At 42.5% G+C, this 19,569-nt stretch carries 19 protein-coding genes; 11 read left to right on the top strand and 8 right to left on the bottom strand.

Translation table 11 applies throughout. The features are described 5' to 3' along the window. Positions 1-19: 19 nt before the first annotated feature. Both ACPEEM_RS07295 and ACPEEM_RS07290 read right to left on the bottom strand, forming a co-directional pair. Positions 20-481 carry a threonine/serine exporter family protein gene (locus ACPEEM_RS07295; RefSeq protein WP_424401551.1) on the bottom strand — a complete coding sequence of 154 codons (462 nt, stop codon included), beginning with the start codon at positions 479-481 and terminating at the stop codon, positions 20-22. After that, positions 482-1,273, bottom strand: a complete 792-nt coding sequence (locus ACPEEM_RS07290; RefSeq protein WP_424401550.1) for a threonine/serine ThrE exporter family protein — start codon at positions 1,271-1,273, stop codon at positions 482-484. 181 nt (positions 1,274-1,454) lie between these two features. On the opposite strand from ACPEEM_RS07290, the gene proB reads away from it, so the two are divergent. Together proB and ACPEEM_RS07280 are read left to right on the top strand one after the other, a co-directional pair. Further along, a complete protein-coding gene (gene proB, locus ACPEEM_RS07285) occupies positions 1,455-2,552 on the top strand; it encodes a glutamate 5-kinase (protein ID WP_424406470.1) in 1,098 nt (365 codons plus the stop codon). Between the two features lie 25 nt (positions 2,553-2,577). Next, positions 2,578-2,904, top strand: coding sequence for a hypothetical protein (locus ACPEEM_RS07280; RefSeq protein ID WP_424401548.1), 327 nt, complete (start codon positions 2,578-2,580; stop codon positions 2,902-2,904). Between the two features lie 58 nt (positions 2,905-2,962). Here ACPEEM_RS07280 and ACPEEM_RS07275 read toward each other — a convergent pair whose 3' ends face one another. Both ACPEEM_RS07275 and asd read right to left on the bottom strand, forming a co-directional pair. Continuing rightward, the gene (locus ACPEEM_RS07275; RefSeq protein WP_424401547.1) at positions 2,963-3,595 is read right to left on the bottom strand and encodes an FKBP-type peptidyl-prolyl cis-trans isomerase; all 633 of its coding nucleotides are present in this window, start codon (positions 3,593-3,595) and stop codon (positions 2,963-2,965) included. Between the two features lie 24 nt (positions 3,596-3,619). Continuing rightward, entirely contained in the window at positions 3,620-4,507 is an 888-nt protein-coding gene (gene asd, locus ACPEEM_RS07270) for an archaetidylserine decarboxylase (protein WP_424401546.1), read from the bottom strand. A gap of 141 nt (positions 4,508-4,648) precedes the next feature. On the opposite strand from asd, the gene bioA reads away from it, so the two are divergent. From bioA to ACPEEM_RS07240, 6 genes are all read left to right on the top strand, one after another. Further along, the gene (gene bioA, locus ACPEEM_RS07265) at positions 4,649-5,938 is read left to right on the top strand and encodes an adenosylmethionine--8-amino-7-oxononanoate transaminase (RefSeq protein ID WP_424406468.1); all 1,290 of its coding nucleotides are present in this window, start codon (positions 4,649-4,651) and stop codon (positions 5,936-5,938) included. Between the two features lie 10 nt (positions 5,939-5,948). Next, on the top strand, positions 5,949-7,112 hold the full coding sequence (gene bioF / locus ACPEEM_RS07260; protein WP_424406466.1) for an 8-amino-7-oxononanoate synthase: 1,164 nt from the start codon (positions 5,949-5,951) through the stop codon (positions 7,110-7,112). Beyond that, positions 7,109-7,756, top strand: a complete 648-nt coding sequence (locus ACPEEM_RS07255; protein WP_424401543.1) for a pimeloyl-ACP methyl esterase BioG family protein — start codon at positions 7,109-7,111, stop codon at positions 7,754-7,756. The genes bioF and ACPEEM_RS07255 overlap by 4 nt, the downstream gene beginning before the upstream one ends. Before the next feature lie 3 nt (positions 7,757-7,759). Further along, positions 7,760-8,524, top strand: coding sequence for a malonyl-ACP O-methyltransferase BioC (gene bioC / locus ACPEEM_RS07250; RefSeq protein WP_424406464.1), 765 nt, complete (start codon positions 7,760-7,762; stop codon positions 8,522-8,524). A gap of 9 nt (positions 8,525-8,533) precedes the next feature. After that, positions 8,534-9,175, top strand: coding sequence for a dethiobiotin synthase (gene bioD, locus ACPEEM_RS07245; RefSeq protein ID WP_424406462.1), 642 nt, complete (start codon positions 8,534-8,536; stop codon positions 9,173-9,175). Between the two features lie 127 nt (positions 9,176-9,302). Then, positions 9,303-10,061: a carbonic anhydrase gene (locus tag ACPEEM_RS07240; RefSeq protein WP_424401540.1), complete on the top strand. Its 759-nt coding sequence runs from the start codon at positions 9,303-9,305 to the stop codon at positions 10,059-10,061. 235 nt (positions 10,062-10,296) lie between these two features. On the opposite strand, the gene ACPEEM_RS07235 is transcribed toward ACPEEM_RS07240, so the two are convergent. The 3 genes from ACPEEM_RS07235 to ACPEEM_RS07225 all read right to left on the bottom strand — a co-directional run bounded on the left by ACPEEM_RS07235 (position 10,297) and on the right by ACPEEM_RS07225 (position 14,615). Continuing rightward, on the bottom strand, positions 10,297-11,952 hold the full coding sequence (locus ACPEEM_RS07235; RefSeq protein ID WP_424406460.1) for a phospho-sugar mutase: 1,656 nt from the start codon (positions 11,950-11,952) through the stop codon (positions 10,297-10,299). 198 nt (positions 11,953-12,150) lie between these two features. Next, on the bottom strand, positions 12,151-12,705 hold the full coding sequence (locus ACPEEM_RS07230) for a DUF5358 domain-containing protein (protein ID WP_424406458.1): 555 nt from the start codon (positions 12,703-12,705) through the stop codon (positions 12,151-12,153). 152 nt (positions 12,706-12,857) lie between these two features. Next, entirely contained in the window at positions 12,858-14,615 is a 1,758-nt protein-coding gene (locus tag ACPEEM_RS07225) for an ABC transporter ATP-binding protein/permease (protein WP_424406457.1), read from the bottom strand. Positions 14,616-14,773: 158 nt separating this feature from the next. Here ACPEEM_RS07225 and ACPEEM_RS07220 point away from each other — a divergent pair, with 158 nt between their 5' ends. Further along, entirely contained in the window at positions 14,774-16,435 is a 1,662-nt protein-coding gene (locus ACPEEM_RS07220) for a putative transporter (protein WP_424401536.1), read from the top strand. Positions 16,436-16,512: 77 nt separating this feature from the next. On the opposite strand, the gene cysS is transcribed toward ACPEEM_RS07220, so the two are convergent. Further along, entirely contained in the window at positions 16,513-17,919 is a 1,407-nt protein-coding gene (gene cysS / locus ACPEEM_RS07215; protein WP_424401535.1) for a cysteine--tRNA ligase, read from the bottom strand. Positions 17,920-18,064: 145 nt separating this feature from the next. Here cysS and ACPEEM_RS07210 point away from each other — a divergent pair, with 145 nt between their 5' ends. Both ACPEEM_RS07210 and ACPEEM_RS07205 read left to right on the top strand, forming a co-directional pair. Then, positions 18,065-18,574, top strand: a complete 510-nt coding sequence (locus ACPEEM_RS07210) for a peptidylprolyl isomerase (protein WP_424401534.1) — start codon at positions 18,065-18,067, stop codon at positions 18,572-18,574. 181 nt (positions 18,575-18,755) lie between these two features. Then, positions 18,756-19,547 (top strand): TatD family hydrolase, encoded by a 792-nt coding sequence (locus tag ACPEEM_RS07205; protein WP_424406455.1) that lies wholly within the window; start codon positions 18,756-18,758, stop codon positions 19,545-19,547. Positions 19,548-19,569 lie beyond the last annotated feature (22 nt).

Here is a 19,569-nt window from a genome sequence, read left to right as displayed (position 1 = left end):
CTTATGGAAAGGCTGTGTTCTACACCACGGGTTTTCGCCGATAAAATAACAAGCCAGGCAACGCCAAGCCAAACACCAAGGCACCAAGAATAAAGCCTGTTTTAATGAAATAGTCAATCATTTGTGCCGCCAATTCATGAGACCAACCTTGATTATGCAATTGCACCACCGCAATCATGGCTTTATAAGCATAAACGCCGGGGATCATTGGGATAATGGCTGCCACGGTAAAGACTTTCGGGTGTGCTAAATAACGATGGGATAAATGGACACCAATAAAGCCAATCAGTGCCGCACCGCAGAAGGTGGAAAAGACTAAAGGCACGTCAAAATGCACTAAGAAGGTGCGTAAACCATGACCAATCGCCCCCAAGCCTGCACAATATTTTAAGGCTTTTGTTGGAACGTTAAAAACTAACGCAAAGCCCACGGCTGGAATTGCCGCAAAAAACATATCATCCAGTATGTTTAAAATGAGCATTTATTTTCCTCCCCACACAGTGATACCCAATACACTTAATGCAAACACAATGCCTAAACAGGCACCAAAGGTAAAAATGGTTGCGACTACCCAACGAGCAATCCCCATATTGATATGCCCTTTTAAAATATCAGCCAATGAATTGATGAGTGGAAACCCAGGTACGAGCAATAACACACTGGATGCCAAGGCAATTTGGGGTTGATTGCCAATGTTATATTTTAAGGCAACGCCAGCCACTAATGATGCCACAAAGGCAGTGACGGCAAACACAATTAACGGATTATAATGTCGGATTGCCAAGCTTTGGCGGACATACATTGCCACAGAGGCGGCAAGGAATGTGACCAGTGCCACGATGTTATCTCCCCCAGACAAATGGGCAAAGCTGGCACAGGATAAGCCAATCATAAACACCACAAAATAGCGGTTGTATTTGAGCGGTTTAATCCGTTCAAGTTTGGCTCGCACTTGCTGGATATCATAAATTTTACGTTCAGCAGTAATCACAATACGTTGCACTTCGGTCACCACTTGCATATTAATGCCTTTGTCTTCGTTTTTGCGTACTGTGGTGATGCAATGACCTTGGCTTAAGGTGGTCAGAATAATGGCATGTGGTGTGAGAGCACATTCCACACTGTCCACCCCAAGTGCTAAACCTAATCGATATGTCATTTGTACAATGACTGCACTTTCTGCACCATGTTGTAATAATAATTGTGCGACTTGAATGCAAAGACGAGTCACTTCTCTTTGTTGTTCTGTATCTTGAGAGGTGTTGGGTTTCATAGTGAATATCCTAAATCGAAACAATAGACGAAATCTTCAATATTATAGGCGTTTTTCCTAAAAAAACGTTGTTTTAAATCATAGAAAAGGAGCGTGAAAAGAAGATGATTTTTCTTCCTATTAATGCTAATTTAGCCAGACTTTTTTTTAATACAGCAATCAAAAAAGGGATAGACTGAAAATGGAGAAAACCCTTGTCGTCAAATTTGGGACGAGCACCTTAACACAAGGTTCCACCAAGTTAAATTTACCGCATATGATGGATATTGTGCGTCAATTGGCACAACTGCATCGGGCAGGCTTTCGTTTGGTCATCGTTACATCGGGGGCGATTGCCGCAGGTCGTCATTATTTAAATCATCCTCAATTGCCGCCTACTATCGCCTCGAAACAGCTGTTGGCAGCGGTGGGGCAGAGTCAGTTAATTCAAACGTGGGAAAAGCTCTTTGCGATTTATGATATTCATATCGGGCAGATTTTATTAACCCGTGCCGATATTGAAGATCGTGAACGTTTTTTAAATGCCAGAGATACCTTACGTGCATTATTAGATAACCAAATTATTCCGGTGGTCAATGAAAATGATGCGGTGGCAACCTCCGAAATTAAAGTGGGGGATAATGATAATTTATCGGCGTTAGTGGCGATTTTGGTGCAAGCCGAACAACTGTATTTATTAACGGATCAACAAGGGCTGTTTGACAGTGATCCTCGCAAAAATCCCGAGGCAAAACTGATCAGTCAAGTGGATAAAATTACCGATCACATTCGGGCGATTGCGGGTGGCAGTGGCACAAGTTTAGGCACAGGGGGAATGTCCACCAAAATCAGTGCAGCCGATGTGGCAACCCGTTCAGGTATTGAAACGGTGATTGCCCCTGGGAATCAGGCGAATGTGATTACAGACTTGGCGTATGGACAAGCCATTGGCACCAAGTTTCTTGTTCAAGCTGATCGTTTAGAAAGCCGTAAACAATGGCTTTATGCGGCACCCTCCGCAGGCATGATCACCATTGATGCAGGGGCAGAGCAGGCGATGCTCATTCAGCATAAATCCTTATTGCCTGCGGGCATTGTGAAGGTGGAAGGGCGTTTTTCCCGTGGGGAAGTGGTTAAAATTCGCACCCTACAAGGCAAGGATATAGCCTTGGGAATGCCACGTTATAACAGTGATGCACTGCATTTAATTCAAGGTAAAAAATCACAGGATATTGAACAAATTCTAGGTTATGAATACGGTGCCGTGGCAGTGCATCGTGATGATATGATTATTTTATAAACTCATAAATTGTGAAGGTCGTAATATGAAATGGAAGCATTTATTCACATTAACTGTCGTCGCCACTGGTATGGGTGGTTGTGTTGAACAGAGTGTTGCCTCGGGGCAACGTATTGAAGTCGGGAAACCTTTTGCGGTGACGGGCAATACAAAGCGGATTAATACCGTTTCTTGCCATGATCATGATGATTGGTATTTAGATGGGTATCGTGTCGGAAAATCCTTTCGAGAGCATCATAAAAAAATGCTGAGCCAGCGAACCACGTATTGCCAAGAACAAAGTGGCAAGACCATTTCTCCCCATTTATTGGCATCATGGCAAAATGGTTATCAGCAAGGTGTAAAACGATAAGTCATAAAACGAAAAAAGTGCGGAAAATGACCGCACTTTTTTATTGGGTCATTGAAGGTTAGAGAATTGCAAGTAATTCCACTTCAAATACTAAGGTGCTGAATGGTGGAATTGACGCACCTGCACCACGTTCGCCATAAGCGAGGTTGTGAGGAATGGTTAAACGCCATTTTGAGCCAACAGGCATCATCGATAAGGCTTCGATCCAACCTGCAATCACGCCGTTCACTGGGAATTCAGCAGGCTGACCACGTTTGACGGAGCTATCAAATACCGTGCCATCAATTAATGTTCCCGTGTAGTGCACACGTACTTTGTCTTCACGTGAAGGAATTTGACCTTCACCTTCCACTAACACTTCATATTGCAAGCCTGATTCCGTGGTTTTTACCCCTTCTTTTTGGGCATTTTCTGCTAAGAATTGTTTGCCTTGTGCTTCAATTTCTTTAAATTGAGCTTGTTGTGCTTCAACCACTTTTTGTTGCAATTCTTGCAAGGCTTTGCTGACTTCGTTTAACTCAAGTGCAGGTGGATTTTGATTTAATACATCAAAAATCCCTTTAGCGACTGCTTCTGCTGTCACCTCAAGTTGGCTATCTAATAATTGTTGACCGATTTGTAAACCGATTCCATAACTCCCTTTTGCAGAAAGGCTTTCTAATGACACTTGGTCGAAAAATTGTTTACTCATTGTTTTTCCTATTGTGGTTAAAAATTATTTTTGGTAGGCAAGAATTTCACCCATTCTCACGGGGCTATCCACTTGTAAGTGGGAGGCTAACTGCACACGCTCTTTTTCAAATAAATTAATGACCGTTGAACCTAATTGGAACGCCCCCATTTCTTGCCCTTTGACGAGCTTGATCGCTTTTTCCCCTTCGTAAGTCCAAGTGGTTACTTGTTCTGGACGAGGAGGGTTGATCACGCCTGCCCATACTGTACTCATGCTTGCGGTAATGGTCGCCCCTACTAAAATTTGCACCATTTTGCCAAATTCCGTATCAAATACGCAGATCACGCGTTCATTGCGGGCAAATAAGTTTGGCACATGTTCAGCTAAAAAAGGATTGACAGAGAATAATTCCCCCGGCACATAAATCATTTGGCGTAAAGTGGCATCACAAGGCATATGCACTCGGTGATAATCACGAGGTGAAAGGTAGGTGGTGGCAAATTTGCCCTCTTTAAAGTGGTCGGCTAGGGCTTCATCGCCTGCTAATAAATCGCTCAAGCTGAAATAATGCCCTTTGGCTTGCAACAATAAATCCTTTTCGATATGCCCCATCTGACTAATACGCCCATCTGCGGGTAAACAAAGTGCGGTAGGATTTTGATTAATGGGACGGGCATTTTCCGCTAAGGGGCGAATAAAAAAGGCGTTGAAACTGGCATAATCGCTAAAGTTTGGCTTTGCCGCTTCACTCATATCCACTTGGTATTTTTTCGCAAAGAGTTTGATCGCAAAATGGCTTACTGCACCCCATTCCTGTTTGGCAAACCAACCAGCAAGACGAGTTAAATAAAGTTGTGGCATCACATATTGAAAGGCAATTTTAAGGCGTTGCCAGTAACTAAGTTGTGCTTTTTTTTCTAATATATTCATGGTGATAAATCATCTTTTTAAGTTAGAATAACTGGCTTTAAAAGCCAAATGCTCGGCGATTATAGCAAGTTATTCCGTTTATGTAAGTATTTGCGTGAATTTACGCCAATTGAGGTAGCCATTCAGAAGAGAGGTGAAAGGATGAATGAACAGCAACTTTTGCAATTTGATCGACAACATATTTGGCACCCCTATGCCGCATTAAATGCCGATTTTCCCTTATTTGCGGTGGAGCGTGCCGAAGGCGTGTATATCCAATTAAAAAATGGTCAACAGTTGATTGATGGCATGTCGTCATGGTGGTCGGCAATTCATGGTTACAATCACCCCGTACTCAATCAGGCGGCAACGCAACAGCTGAGTCAAATGAGTCATGTGATGTTTGGTGGGTTGACTCACCAGCCTGCGGTTGAATTGGCTCAGCAGTTGGTGAAGATTTTACCCGAAGGGTTGGATAAAATTTTCTTTGCCGACAGTGGATCCGTTGCCGTTGAAGTGGCGATGAAAATGGCAGTGCAATACCAACATGCCAAAGGGGAAACACAACGACACAAATTTGCCACCATTCGTTCAGGTTATCATGGCGACACTTGGCATGCGATGTCGGTGTGCGATCCTGTGACGGGCATGCACAGTTTGTTTGCCAAAGGCTTGCCTGTGCAATATTTTTTACCTCAGCCCCCCGTGAAATTTGGGCAAGCTTGGCAACCTGCTGCGATACAACCTTTACGAGATTTACTGGCAACACACGGCAATGAAATTGCAGGCTTGATTTTAGAACCTGTGGTACAAGGGGCGGGCGGCATGTATTTTTATTCCCCTGAATATTTGGTGCAAGCCAAAGCTTTGTGTGAAGAATATGGGATTTTGCTGATTTTTGATGAAATCGCCACAGGTTTTGGACGCACAGGCAAGCTGTTTGCCTGTGAGCATGCCAATATCGTGCCTGATATCATGTGTCTCGGCAAAGCCTTAACGGGTGGTTATTTAACCTTATCCGCTACCATTACCCATCAAGCCGTCGCCGAAGTGATTTGTTCAGGTGAGGCAAAATGTTTTATGCATGGTCCCACCTTTATGGCAAACCCTTTGGCTTGTGCCATTGCCACAGCCAGTCTCAAACTGCTTTTAGCCAGCCCTTGGCAACAAAATATTCAACGTATTGAACAACAACTTCGCCAAGGTCTAAGCCAAGCAAACGCCTTAGAGTGTGTGGCAGACGTGCGAGTGCTAGGGGCAATTGGGGTGATTGAAATGAAAGAGGCGGTGAATATGCACACATTACAGCCTCGTTTAGTGAAAAATGGGGTGTGGGTTCGTCCGTTTGGCAAATTGGTTTATCTTATGCCCCCTTATATTATGTCCAACACACAACTTGCCCAGCTGATTGAGGGGACGATCCGTAGCCTGAAAGAAGACTATGCCCAGTAAGGAATTACCCATGATCCAACATTATCAACAGCAGTTAGCCGAGTTAAAGGCACAAAATCAATTTCGTCAACTTCCGCAACTCATTCATCAAGGGCGGTTTATTCAACGTGAAGGTAAAACCATGTTGAATTTCTCTTCCAATGATTATTTAGGGCTAGCTAACCATGAAGGCTTACGTCAGGCGTTTTTTGCACAATATCAAGATCACCTGCCTGCTTTTACTTCCTCTTCTTCCCGTTTATTAACGGGATCCTTTCCCATTTATGATGAATTGGAAACCCTGATGGCACAAGCGTTTGGACGAGAAAGTGCATTACTGTTTAACAGTGGTTATCATGCCAATATTGGGATTTTGCCTGCTTTGGCTGATAAAAAAACCTTGATCGTGGCGGATAAACTGGTGCATGCCAGCATGATTGATGGCATTCGCTTGGCACAATGTGAATTTGTGCGTTTTCGGCATAATGATTACGCTCACCTTGAGCAGATTTTGCAAAAAAATGACCGCACTTTTGAACGGATGATTGTGGTGACAGAATCCGTATTTAGCATGGATGGCGACTGTGCGGATCTCAACCAGCTTGTGGCATTAAAACAACAATACCCACAAGTGATGTTATATGTGGATGAAGCCCATGCAATTGGCGTGTTGGGGGAAAATGGCTTAGGCTTGGCTGAACAACAAGGCTGCCTTGAGCAGATTGATATTTTGGTGGGCACATTTGGCAAAGCCTTAGCTTCCATGGGAGCTTATGCGGTTTGTGATCAGGTGATTCGAGATTATTTAATCAATAAAATGCGACCCTTAATTTTTTCGACCGCCTTACCCCCTTTGAATGTGGCGTGGACGCATTTTTTATTTCAACAATTACCGCATTTGAAGGCAGAACGGACACACCTTGCGAGCCTAAGTCAACATTTCCGCCAAGCAATTGTTGACATTTTTAATGTTCTTATGCCAAGTGAAAGTTGTATTGTGCCTTATATTTTGGGTGATAATGCATTAACGGTGAAAACCGCCCAGCGTTTGCAACAACAAGGTTATTATTGCTTACCAATTCGTCCACCAACGGTGCCAAAAGGCACGTCTCGCATTCGTTTTTCACTCACGGCAGACATGTCATTTGCGGAAGTGGATCAACTCATTGCTTGTTTACAGGATTTTGCTGAATGAAAACACAACATATTCAACGCCAAGGCGATCATTTGATTGTCTATTTTGCAGGTTGGGGGACACCGCCAAGCGTGGTGGCACACCTGATTTTACCGCATAATTATGATTTACTGATTTGCTATGATTATCAAGATCTAAGCTGTGAGGTGGATTTTTCCGCTTACCAACACATTCGGGTGGTGGCGTGGTCAATGGGGGTATGGGTGGCAGAACGGGTGATGCAAGGCTATCCCCTGCTATCGGCTACGGCAATGAATGGCACGGGCTTGCCTTGTGACGATCAATACGGCATTCCCGAAGGGATTTTTGTCGGCACCTTGTCTGGCTTAAATGACGAAAATCGACATAAATTTGAACGCCGTATTTGTGGTTCAAAAAGTGCCTTGACGGAGTATCAGCAACTTTCATCTCGTCCTACTTTAGCGGAAATTCATGCAGAATTGACCGCACTTTATGCCTTTTTACAGCAAGATCGTCGCACGGATCTCATCACATGGAGCAAGGCGATTGTCGGCACCAAAGATAAAATTTTCCCTGTGCAAAACCAAAAAGCCTACTGGCAAGATCGTTGTGAGATTCATGAGCTAGAAGGGGAGCATTTGTTATTTCCTCAATTCACCCATTGGGAAGCCTGTTGGTTGTAGAGCATGGCGATCATCAATAAAGGACGCATTAAACAGTGTTTTTCGGCAGCAAGGGGGGATTACGACCAACAGGCGATTGCTCAAGGTCTGATTCATCAACATTTAATGGGATTAGTGGCGAAAATGGATCCTCGACCCCTTAAACGGGTGCTAGAAATTGGCTGTGGCACAGGGGGATTAACAAAAGGTTTAATGTCGCATTTACAAGCAGAACATTGGGATCTGAATGATCTGTGCGATATGCAGTCGCACTTACGCAACCAGTTACCGCAGCCTTTTCAATTTCACTGTGGTGATGCCGAGCAACTGCCTTTTCCACACCAATACGATTTAATTGCCAGTGCATCGGTGGTGCAATGGTTTGAAGATAAACCTGGCTTTATTCAACGCTGTAAAGTGCGGTTAAAACCACGAGGTTTTTTGTTATTCAGTACCTTCACACCAGAAAATTTAAAACAGGTGAAACACCTAACAGGGGTGGGCTTAACCTATCCCACGCTTGAGATGTGGCGAAATTGGTTGCAACCTGAATTTGAGATTCTCACCTTGGAACAACGTGAAATTGTATTGCATTTTGCGGATCCTTTAGCGGTGTTAAAGCATCTCAAACAAACAGGGGTTACCGCCACCCAACAGCAAGGCTGGACAAAAGGGCAATTACAACGGTTTTGCCAACATTATCAGCAACATTACACCAATGCACAGCAACAGGTTGAACTGACTTACACCCCGTTGTATGTGCTGGCACGTTTAACATCAAGTGAATAAGGAAATAATATGGCACAGGTTTTTTTTATCAGTGGGATTGATACGGACATTGGCAAAACCATTGCCACAGGTTGGTATGCCAAAAAGCTGATGCAACAAGGGGCGAAAGTGATCACGCAAAAAATGATCCAAACGGGTTGCCAAGGTATTGCCGAAGATTTGCTCACTCACCGCAAAATACAAGGTATTCCGTTGACCGAAGAAGATAAACAAGGCATCACTTGTCCTTATGTGTTTGATTACCCTTGTTCGCCTCATTTAGCCGCGAAATTAGCACAACGTACTATTGAGCGTGAAAAAATTGAAAAATACACCGCACTTCTGAGTGAAAAATACGATTATGTATTACTTGAAGGAGCAGGGGGGCTTTGTGTGCCTTACCATGCAGAGGAAACCACACTGGATTATATTCGTCAGCAACAGTATCCCGTGATTTTAGTCACTTCAGGCAAGCTGGGGAGTATTAATCATACTTTGCTCAGTTTACAGGCTTGCCAAAGCCAAGGCATCCGCATTCATGCGGTGATTTATAATTTATATCCTCCAGCCGATGCCTTAATTAGCCAAGAAACCCAGCATTTTTTACGCCAGTATTTAGCTAAACATCACCCTGAAAGTGCATTTGAGGTATTGGATTTTATCGCTTTTTAGTCAAGGGATGGGCATGAATGGCACTTGAAATGGTGTGTGCTTTTCCCTAAGATGGGCATGTCTCTTGTTAAGACATCAGGCGTTTAGGCTGCTCGCAGCAATCTCTTTTTTTGAATAAGGAGTTAGTATGAAAATGTCAAAACTCGTTGTCTTCACATTAAGCACACTGGCACTCACCGCTTGCCAGCAAGGTGTTAATTCGCAAGACAAGCACACCCATTGGGGTTATACAGGGCATGAAGCCCCCGAGCATTGGGCATCACTTTCCCCCAAATTTGCGATGTGTGGTGAAGGAAAAAACCAAACCCCGATTAATATTGTGAATGCCATTGAAGGCAATTTACCCCCACTTAAGTTAGATTATCACCCTTCTGATGTGAACATTGTGAATAACGGACACACCATTCAGGTGGATTTCCAAGATGATCACAACACCCTGCAATTGAACGGCAGAACCTATGCATTGAAGCAATTCCATTTCCATGTACCGAGTGAAAACTTGATTCGAGGTAAATCCTTCCCAATGGAAGCCCATTTTGTTCATGCTGATAAAGAGGGCAACCTTGCTGTGCTTGGTGTGTTATATACCTTATCGGGCGAAAACAAACGGTTAGCCCCCATTTGGCAGCATCTTCCACAAAAAACGGGCGAAAAATACCGCTTAACGACGGCTTTTAACCCTGCCAAATTGATACCGAAAAAACGTGATTATTATCGTTTTAGTGGCTCATTAACCACGCCACCTTGTTCCGAAGGGGTCAGTTGGTTGGTCTTAAAACATTATGACACCATTAGCCAGCCACAAGTTAACGCCTTTTCTACATTAATGCACGGTCATAATAATCGTCCTATTCAACCGATTAATGCTCGTGTTATTGTGAAGTAATCTCTTTACCTGCGTGGCAGAAGCCTTGAAGCATTACGCATCAAGTGGTTCTTCTGGAAAACGAGAGCATCTCGTGAGTGTTCAAACAAAAGTGATAAAGTGCGGTGGTTTTCCAAAACGTTTTGAAAATCCACCGCACTTTTTGATCGCACACCACATAACATGAAAACAGAAAGAGGGGACGATGCCCCCTCTATTTGCTAAACGTGTTTTTCATTCATATGATTCATTGAGATTAGCAATTTTGTTTACCAAATGCCTCTTGGCGTAAAAGTTGGCGGACACTTTCATCAAATTGTGCTAACACTTGATCGGCATCTTGCGGATCTTTTCCTTTTGCATCTAAATAGAATTTAATTTTCGGCTCAGTGCCCGATGGACGAGCGATTAAACGGCTACCATTTTCAAGGACAAAGACCAAAATATCGCTTTGACGATCCGTTTTGGTATGATCTAAGAATTGTGCCACATTAAATCCACCGATTTCACTTGGTGGGTTATTGCGAAGTGCGGTCATTAATTTACCGATTTCAGATAAATCTTCCACACGAATGGAAATTTGACCACTCACATAAGCCCCAAAGGTTTGGGTAAATGCTTCTGCATAATCCGCTAAGGTTTTGCCTTGTTTTTTCAAATGGCAGACTAAATCAAGGAAGGTGATTGCCGCTGAAATACCATCTTTATCACGCACTTTATCGGGATCCACTAAGTAGCCGAGTGCTTCTTCAAAGCCAAACAATAGCCCTTTGACTTTACCGATATATTTAAAGCCCGTGAGGGTTTCTTCAGAATCAAACCCATATTTCTTCGCAATTTCAGCCAATGCAGGGGAAGACACGAGCGAGCAAGCGAAGACGCCTTTTTGACCTTGTGCTTGATATTGTTGAGCTAAATACCAACCTAAGAAACAGCCCACCACATTCCCGTGTAACGTTTTCCAATTGCCTTTTGCATCGGGTACTGCCACCGCTAAACGGTCTGCATCAGGGTCGTTAGCAATAATAAATTCTGCATTTTTGGCTTTTGCCAATTGAATGGCTAAATCTAATGCCCCTTTTTCTTCAGGATTTGGAAAGTTAACTGTTGGGAAATGCCCGTCTGGCCACACCTGGGCAGCAACAACATGTGGTTGTGGCAAGCCTGCTTTTTCCAAGGTTTTACTTAACACTTCATAGCCCACCCCGTGCATTGCCGTGTAAACATAATTGATGTCTGTTTTGGGTTCTTTTGCCAAAGTGGCGGTTTTCGCAATATAAGCTTCCACGACGTCATCATCTAAAACTTGATAGTCTTCACTGCGTGGTAAATCTGCAATGGATCCTGCCGCAACTTGATCAATTAATTTCGCAATGTCTTTGTCGGCAGGTGAAACAATTTGCCCACCACCATTGGCTTTGCCTAAATACACTTTATAGCCGTTATCTTCAGGAGGGTTGTGGCTAGCCGTGACCATGACACCCGCACTGGTGTCAAAATAATTAATGGCATAAGCTAAGACGGGCGTCGGCAGTTTACGTGGCAATAAATAGGTTTTAATGCCTGCCCCCGCCATGATTTCTGCCGTATCACGTGCAAAAACATCAGAATTTTTACGCCCATCGTAACCGATCACAATAGATGGGTTTTGATCATAATCTTTTAAATATTTAGCTAAACCACCAGCGGCTTGTGCAACCAGCACTCGGTTCATCCCCATAGGGCCTGCTTGCAAACGCCCTCTTAACCCTGCGGTACCGAATTGTAAACGTCCATCAAAACGGCTTGTGAGTTCCGTTTTGGCGGCTTCGTCCCCCGCTTGTGCCGCATGAATGAGTTGTTCTAATTCAGCACGGGTTTGAGCATCAGGATCTTGTGCTAACCAATTTTGAGCGAGAGTGAAAATTGTCATAAATTCTCCTTAATTTTTATAAAAAATTATCTGGTTTAACTCGTGTTAGACTAGCGGAAAAACCTAAGAATGAAAATGACCAAACTGAAATTATTTGAGCTTGGTCACTTTTGTAATCGATTGCGGAACAAATGCGAATCTTGCTTGTTGAATCTTTAAACGATATGTACCTGATATGAACAGACGGCAGGTGTCGGATTATAAAAGGAGGGTGGCACCCCATTTGATGATATCAAAGAAAAATTTATTTTCGGAAGTCGCAACGCCATCGGGATTTTTCCCATCTTTTTTCGCATTTTCTTCGATCATGCCACTTTTATATTGCCCTTTCACCACCGCTAAATCATCACGTGCTTGAGTACGTAAAATGGCACATTGTTCAGGTTTGAGAGGCGAGACATCTTTCGTTTTGAATTTTTTATATTGATAGGTGGCATACCCCATAGATTTCTCATCTGCTTGGATTATTTTGACATATTCACTGCCGATAATCTCTTCCAATGGATAGAAAAACACATATTGAGAATGAATATAGGCATCTTCTTTTGAAAAATGTTCACGTTGAATACGCGTTAAATTCGGGTAAATGCATTGTTCGGCTTGTGCACTGGCGATTGCCCAACGCTGTGTATCTTCGTTAGACAGTTCATAATCTAAATTGGCAAATTCAGCAGGCAAGGCGGGGGGATTGTCAGTGGATAAGCAGCCCGTTAACAAAAATACTAGGCTGGTGAAAATCAGTTTTTTAAACATAGTAAACCTTGTTGTCATGATCAAAAAATTGGTGGAATTTTAGCAATAATGCAGGGCTTTAGAAAGTTGCTTTTTGATAAATCGGGGAAAAGTGCGGTGGTTTTTTTGAAAATTTTGAGGGCACTGAGTAAGGATTCAGTGCCCAAGTATGATTACTCGATTTTTAAACAATGTTGGTGGTGGCAAAGTAAGGTTGAACGATGCCCGACGCTAATGATAGTCATATTCGGCAATTCTGTTTTCAGTAAGCGATACATGGCATCTTCTAGACCTTCGTCCATACTAGCAGTGGCTTCATCTAAATAGGCCACCACTGGTTTTTGTAAAAGCACCCGTGCAAAGGAGAGACGTTGCTGTTCACCTAATGAAAGGACACGTGTCCAATCCTGTTCTTGTTCTAATTTTTCGCTTAAATGCCCTAATTGTACTTTTTGTAAAATAGCCACCGCACTTTGCATATCCACATTTTTTGGGGCAAGTTCAGGATAATAAAGGGCATCAATCAAGCGACCTTGGGGTAAATAAGGGCGTTGTGAAAGGAACAAGGTATTTTGTGTTGGGCAGGTAATTTCCCCACTGGCATAAGACCATAAGCCTGCAAGGGTGCGTAATAAAGTGGTTTTCCCCGCCCCCGAATTGCCTTGAATTAATAATGCACTTCCCGCAGGCAAGGTGAAATCTAAGCCTTGAATGAGGGGCTGAGCATCTGGTGTTGTGACGGTTAATTTATCAAAACGAATAGCATGATCACTGTGATGAAAACGCAAATTAGAGGGTTGGTTTGCGTTGTTGATTGCGGTGTGGAAGCCCGTTAAACGATCTAACACGGCACGATAGGCGGTAAATTCATCATAAGAGTTACGGAAGAAGGATAGGGCTGATTGCACCCGTCCGAATGCATCGCTAGTTTGAATTAAATCGCCCAAGCTGATTTGATGATTAAAATAACGAACCGCTTGAATCAGAAACGGGAAAATAACCGACACTTGAGACACCACTAAGTTGAAGCCAGAGAGTTTTAGGGTGCGGAAGACTATTGCCCAGAGGTTATCGATCACTTTATCAAACTGTTTGAGTAACAGATTTTTTTCCATTTTTTCGCCACGATAAAAGGCAATACTTTCAGCATATTCTTTTAAGCGAATTAAGGAATAACGGTAATTCGCATTTAGGCGTTCGTTGTCGAAATTTAATTTAATCAGTGGACGACCTAATTTAAAGGCGAAAATACTGGTGATTAACACATAAATAAAGACTAAAAAGACCATGGCATGGGGAATTTCGACACTGCCAATGCTCATCGGCCCAGACAGTTTCCATAAAATCAGGGTAAACGCAAAAATGGAGACCACAGAGGCAATTAAGCCTGTGGCAAAATCTAAAGAACTGGAGACAAAGGCGTTGATATCTTGTTGGATACGTTGATCGGGGTTGTCTAACTGTTCACCTAAATATTGGGTTTTGTAGTAGGCTTGGTTTTCGGTCCACTGGTTGAGCATTTTTTCATTGAGCCATGTACGCCATTGAATGACAAAACGCTTACTTAAATAATAGGTGAGTAACGCATTGCTTACGCTGATGGTGGCGATCACGGCAAACACTGCCATTTGTTGCCAAAAAGCCTCTCCATTCATTTCTTGCAAGGCTTTATACATGGCGTTATACCAGTTAGAAAATAAAATCCCTGTACGTACCGATAATAAATTGAAAAAAACAATAATGGTGAAATTAATCAGGGGGGACAGGCTACGTTTTGGATTTAAATATTCTTCGGCAAGTAAACAAAATTGATGTGCCCAACGGGTAGTTTTTGAAAGGAGATAAAGCATCAGTGGAAAGACCACTGCGGTGATAGCTAATGTTTTCACTATCCAAAAGAATGAATCTAATAATTCTTGTAACCAATTCATGAGGCTTCCAATAATAAAGGTGAAAAGTAAGGCTGTATTCTTCAAGATTTTTTGTTATCAAGCAAGAAAAAATATGATTAAGGTTAAAGTTTTTCATTTTTTAGGTTGCTATAATCCAAGTCTATTTTGTCAATTTAAAATGGACGTAGAGGTCAATTATGAGTGATATTGCGATCACAATTAGCCTCCTTGCACTTGTTGCTGTCATTGGGTTGTGGATAGGACATTGGAAGATTAGAGGCGTGGGGCTTGGTATTGGGGGTGTGTTATTTGGTGGGATTATTGTGGCTCACTTCACCAATCAATATGGTTTAAAACTGGATACTCACACCATGCATTTTATCCAAGAATTTGGATTAATTTTGTTTGTGTATACCATCGGTATTCAAGTGGGGCCGGGTTTTTTCTCATCATTACGTCAATCAGGGCTAAAATTAAATGGTTTTGCCGCATTAATTGTCTTGATTGGTGCCATTTCGGTGGTGTTAATTAATAAAATTGCCGACGTGCCTTTAGACATTATTTTGGGTATCTATTCTGGTGCGGTCACCAACACCCCTTCTTTAGGGGCGGGGCAGCAGATTCTTGAAGAGTTAGGGTTGTCGCAGACCACATCTCATATGGGCATGGCGTATGCCATCGCTTATCCTTTTGGGATTTGTGGGATTTTATTAGCCATGTGGTTAATCCGTTTATTTTTCCGTGTCAAAGTGGATGAAGAAGCGAAACGTTTCAATCAAGCAAGCGGACAAGATAAAGAAAGTCTTAGCTCAATGAATGTGCGAGTCACCAATACGAATTTAGACGGGTTACGTTTGGTGGATATCCCAGGCTTTGATGCCAAAAAAGATGTGGTGTGTACCCGCTTAAAACGTGAAGAGAATATCTGTGTACCACAGGCGGATACCATTATTCAATGTGGCGATTTATTGCATTTAGTGGGGGAGCTTTCTTCGTTACGTAAAATGCGATTGGTGCTTGGCGAAGAAGTGGATGTGCCACTTTCCAGTTTTGCGGGTGATCTTCGTTCAGAACGTATTGTGGTGACCAATGAAAAAGTACTTGGTAAACGCATTCGCTCGTTAGGATTACATCAAAAATATGGCGTGGTAATTTCCCGTCTAAACCGTTCGGGGGTGGAGCTAGTCCCAACAGCGAACAGTACCTTGCAATTTGGTGACGTGTTGCATGTGGTTGGTCGCAGTGATGTGCTAGAACATGCGATTGCGATGATAGGCAACGCACAACAAAAACTTCAACAAGTTCAAATGTTACCTGTGTTTATCGGGATTGGACTTGGCGTGCTGCTCGGTTCTATTCCTTTCCATATTCCAAGTTTCCCTGTGCCGTTAAAATTAGGTTTGGCGGGTGGTCCATTAGTGGTGGCGTTGATTTTAGCCCGTATCGGCAGTATTGGAAAACTGTATTGGTTTATGCCGCCAAGTGCTAACCTTGCCTTGCGTGAAATTGGGATTGTCTTATTCCTTGCCGTGGTGGGATTAAAATCGGGCGGTAACTTTGTGGATACCTTGGTCAATGGGCATGGTATGGAATGGATGGTCTATGGCATTATTATTACCTTTGTGCCGTTGATGATTGTTGGGGTGATTGCTCGTTTATATGCGAAGATGAACTATTTGACACTCTGTGGGTTATTGGCAGGTTCCATGACCGATCCACCCGCACTTGCATTTGCCAATTCCATTAAAGAGGACAATGGTGCACCTTCCTTATCTTATGCGACGGTGTATCCGTTGGTGATGTTCTTGAGGATTGTCTCGCCGCAGCTGTTAGCCATTTTACTGTGGAGCTTTTTGTAGCGAATAAGGCTGTTTTCTCTATTTTGTGAGATCACCTATTGACAAAAAAGGTCTAGTATTTCTACTAGACCTTTGTGTTACTTCTCTTGTTTTTCCTCTGTTTTTGTGTCTTTACGCCATGTCGTGCCGTTTGGCCCGTCTTCTAGCACCACCTTCATTTTGCTGAGTTGATCCCGTGCGGCATCGGCAGTCGCCCAGTCTTTAGCTGCACGAGCATCATTACGTTGTTTAATTAAGGCTTCAATGATTTTAACTTCTTCATCGTCTAAACCTGATTGTAAAAACTCTTCAGGTGCTTGATAAAGCAAGCCTAAAATATCCGCTAATTCACGTAAACGTGCCGCAAGTCCATTGGCTTTCTCTTTATCTTCATTTTTAAGTCTATTGACTTCATGTGCGATCTCAAATAATACAGATAAGGCGTTAGGCGTGCTAAAGTCATCATCCATAGCCTCTTTAAAGGCAGCGATGTACTGTTCTCCCCCAGAAGCTTTCGCTGTCGGATCGGTGTCTCGCAATGCGGTGTACAAACGTTCTAAGGCAATATGGGCTAAATTGAGATTTTTATCACTGTAATTTAATTGGCTACGATAATGGGCGGTGAGCAAGAAATAACGTATTGTTTCTGCATTATAATGATTGAGCACTTCACGTAGGGTAAAGAAATTGCCCAGTGATTTTGACATTTTTTCATGATCAACCATAATCATGCCAGAGTGAATCCAATAATTGACATAAGCCCCACCATGAGCACAGCAAGATTGTGCAATTTCATTTTCATGGTGTGGGAACATTAAATCCGAACCGCCACCATGAATATCAAAATGCTCGCCCAATTCTTTGCAATTCATCGCAGAACATTCAATATGCCAACCCGGTCTGCCTGCTCCCCAAGGCGATGACCAGCTTGGTTCTTCAGGTTTTGACATTTTCCAAAGCACGAAATCCATCGGGTTTTTCTTCACATTGACGATTTCCACTCGTGCACCTGCTTGAAGTTGTTCCAAATTTTGACGAGACAGTTTGCCATATTCTTGAAAGCTTTCTACATCAAACATCACATCGCCATTGTCTGCTATGTAAGCATGCCCACGCTGAATGAGTTTTTCGATTAAGGCGATAATTTCAGGAATATGGTGGGTGGCACGGGGTTCAATATCGGGGCGTAATACATTGAGTGCATCAAGGTCTTTATACATTTCCGCCACCATGCGATCGACCAATTGATCACAAGATTCCTTATTTTCTAACGCACGTTTGATAATTTTGTCATCAACATCTGTGATATTGCGTACATAAGTCAACTCATAGCCTAAATAACGGAGATAACGAGCAATCACATCAAAACAAACAAATGTTCGACCATGTCCAACGTGGCATAAATCATAAACCGTGATGCCACAGACATACATGCCAACTTTGTTAGCATGAATAGGTTTAAAAATTTCTTTTTCTCTCGATAGTGTATTAAAAATTTTTAGCATGAGTTCGTTCTCTTATGTTTCTCGAAAAGTATTAAAAAATCACCGCACTTTTACAGCCAACGCCTTGTGGCAAATGCACCTTTATAGCATTTATCACACTTTTATGGAATAATTGAGCCTTTAAGAATGTCAGAGGATAATAGGAATGATTACACTACATACAAATTTTGGCGATATCAAAATTCAACTTCATCATGATAAAGCACCAAACACAGCAGAAAACTTTCTTAATTACTGTAAAAGCGGCTTTTATGATAACACAATTTTCCACAGAGTTATTGATGGATTTATGATTCAAGGCGGTGGCATGGATGTGAATATGCGTGAAAAAAACACCAATGCACCAATCCAAAATGAAGCGAATAATGGGTTAAGTAATAAACGGGGAACCATTGCGATGGCTCGCACCTCTGATCCACATTCTGCGACAGCTCAGTTTTTCATTAACGTGGCAGATAATCTCTTTTTAGATTACCGTGCAAAAGAAATGTATGGGCGTGAAGTTGTTCAAGAATGGGGCTACTGTGTGTTTGGCGAGGTGGTTGAAGGCATGGACGTGGTCGACAAAATTAAAGGCGTGAAAACAGGCAATAAAGGCTTCCACCAAGATGTACCGAAAGAAGAGATTTTGATCACTTCCGTCACGGTTGAATAATCGATAATTTCCCCCTCTTTTGAGGGGGATTTTTTTTGCCAAGAAGTCAGTATTCATGCTGAAGCGAGAAATCTCAAAAGTTCAGTTGGATTCCAGACTCTGCCGTATTGCACTTGCATGAAAATCAGATTAAGCTGAATGCGTAAGTAGTTAGCCATGAGATGATCTTTTAGGAACCTGTATGCCCTTTTTTGATACCCATACGCATTTAGATTATTTGCAACATGAAACAGGCGAAAGTTTGGCACAGATCTTGCAACAGGCGCTTGCCCATAATGTGACGAAAATCTTAATTGTTGGGGTGTTGGAAAAGTATTTTGAAAATCTTGAAAAAATGACCGCACTTTTTCCAGAAAATCTTTTTTATGGATTAGGTTTGCACCCATTGTATATTCAGCAACATGACTATCTTGATTTGGAAAAATTACAAGCAAGATTAGAAAAACGCACGAAAAATTGCTGTGCCGTTGCTGAAATTGGTTTGGAACGTGCTGTACCCGACTTATTAACCGCTTCCTTGTGGAAGAAACAATGTGAATTTTTAGAAGCGCAGCTATCTTTGGCAAAGCAGTATCACTTGCCGGTGAGTTTACATTCTCGCCAATCACATGATCAGCTGTTTACGTTTTTAAAACGTGCATCTTTAACAAAGTGTGGTATTATTCACGGCTTTTCTGGGAGCTATGAACAAGCGAAACGTTTTGTGTCGCTTGGTTATAAGATTGGTGTTGGTGGAACCATTACCTATCAGCGAGCGAATAAAACGCGTGAAACCATACGTCGTTTGCCACTGGAGAGTTTAGTTTTAGAAACCGACACACCAGATATGCCTGTTTTTGGTTTTCAAGGACAGCCAAATCGACCGGAGCGTATTGCTCATGTCTTTCAGCATTTGTGTTCACTGAGAACAGAAAGTGCAGAGGATGTTGAGCGAGTGATTTGGCAAAATAGCGAATTATTGTTCGCTATTTGATGTATTGCGTTACATTAGGAAG

The sequence above is a fragment of the Pasteurella pantherarum genome, assembly GCF_049670885.1.
Taxonomy (GTDB): Bacteria; Pseudomonadota; Gammaproteobacteria; order Enterobacterales; family Pasteurellaceae; genus Pasteurella.
The sequence above is the reverse complement of the archived record's forward strand: the minus strand, read 5'-3'. Positions and strand labels throughout refer to the sequence as shown.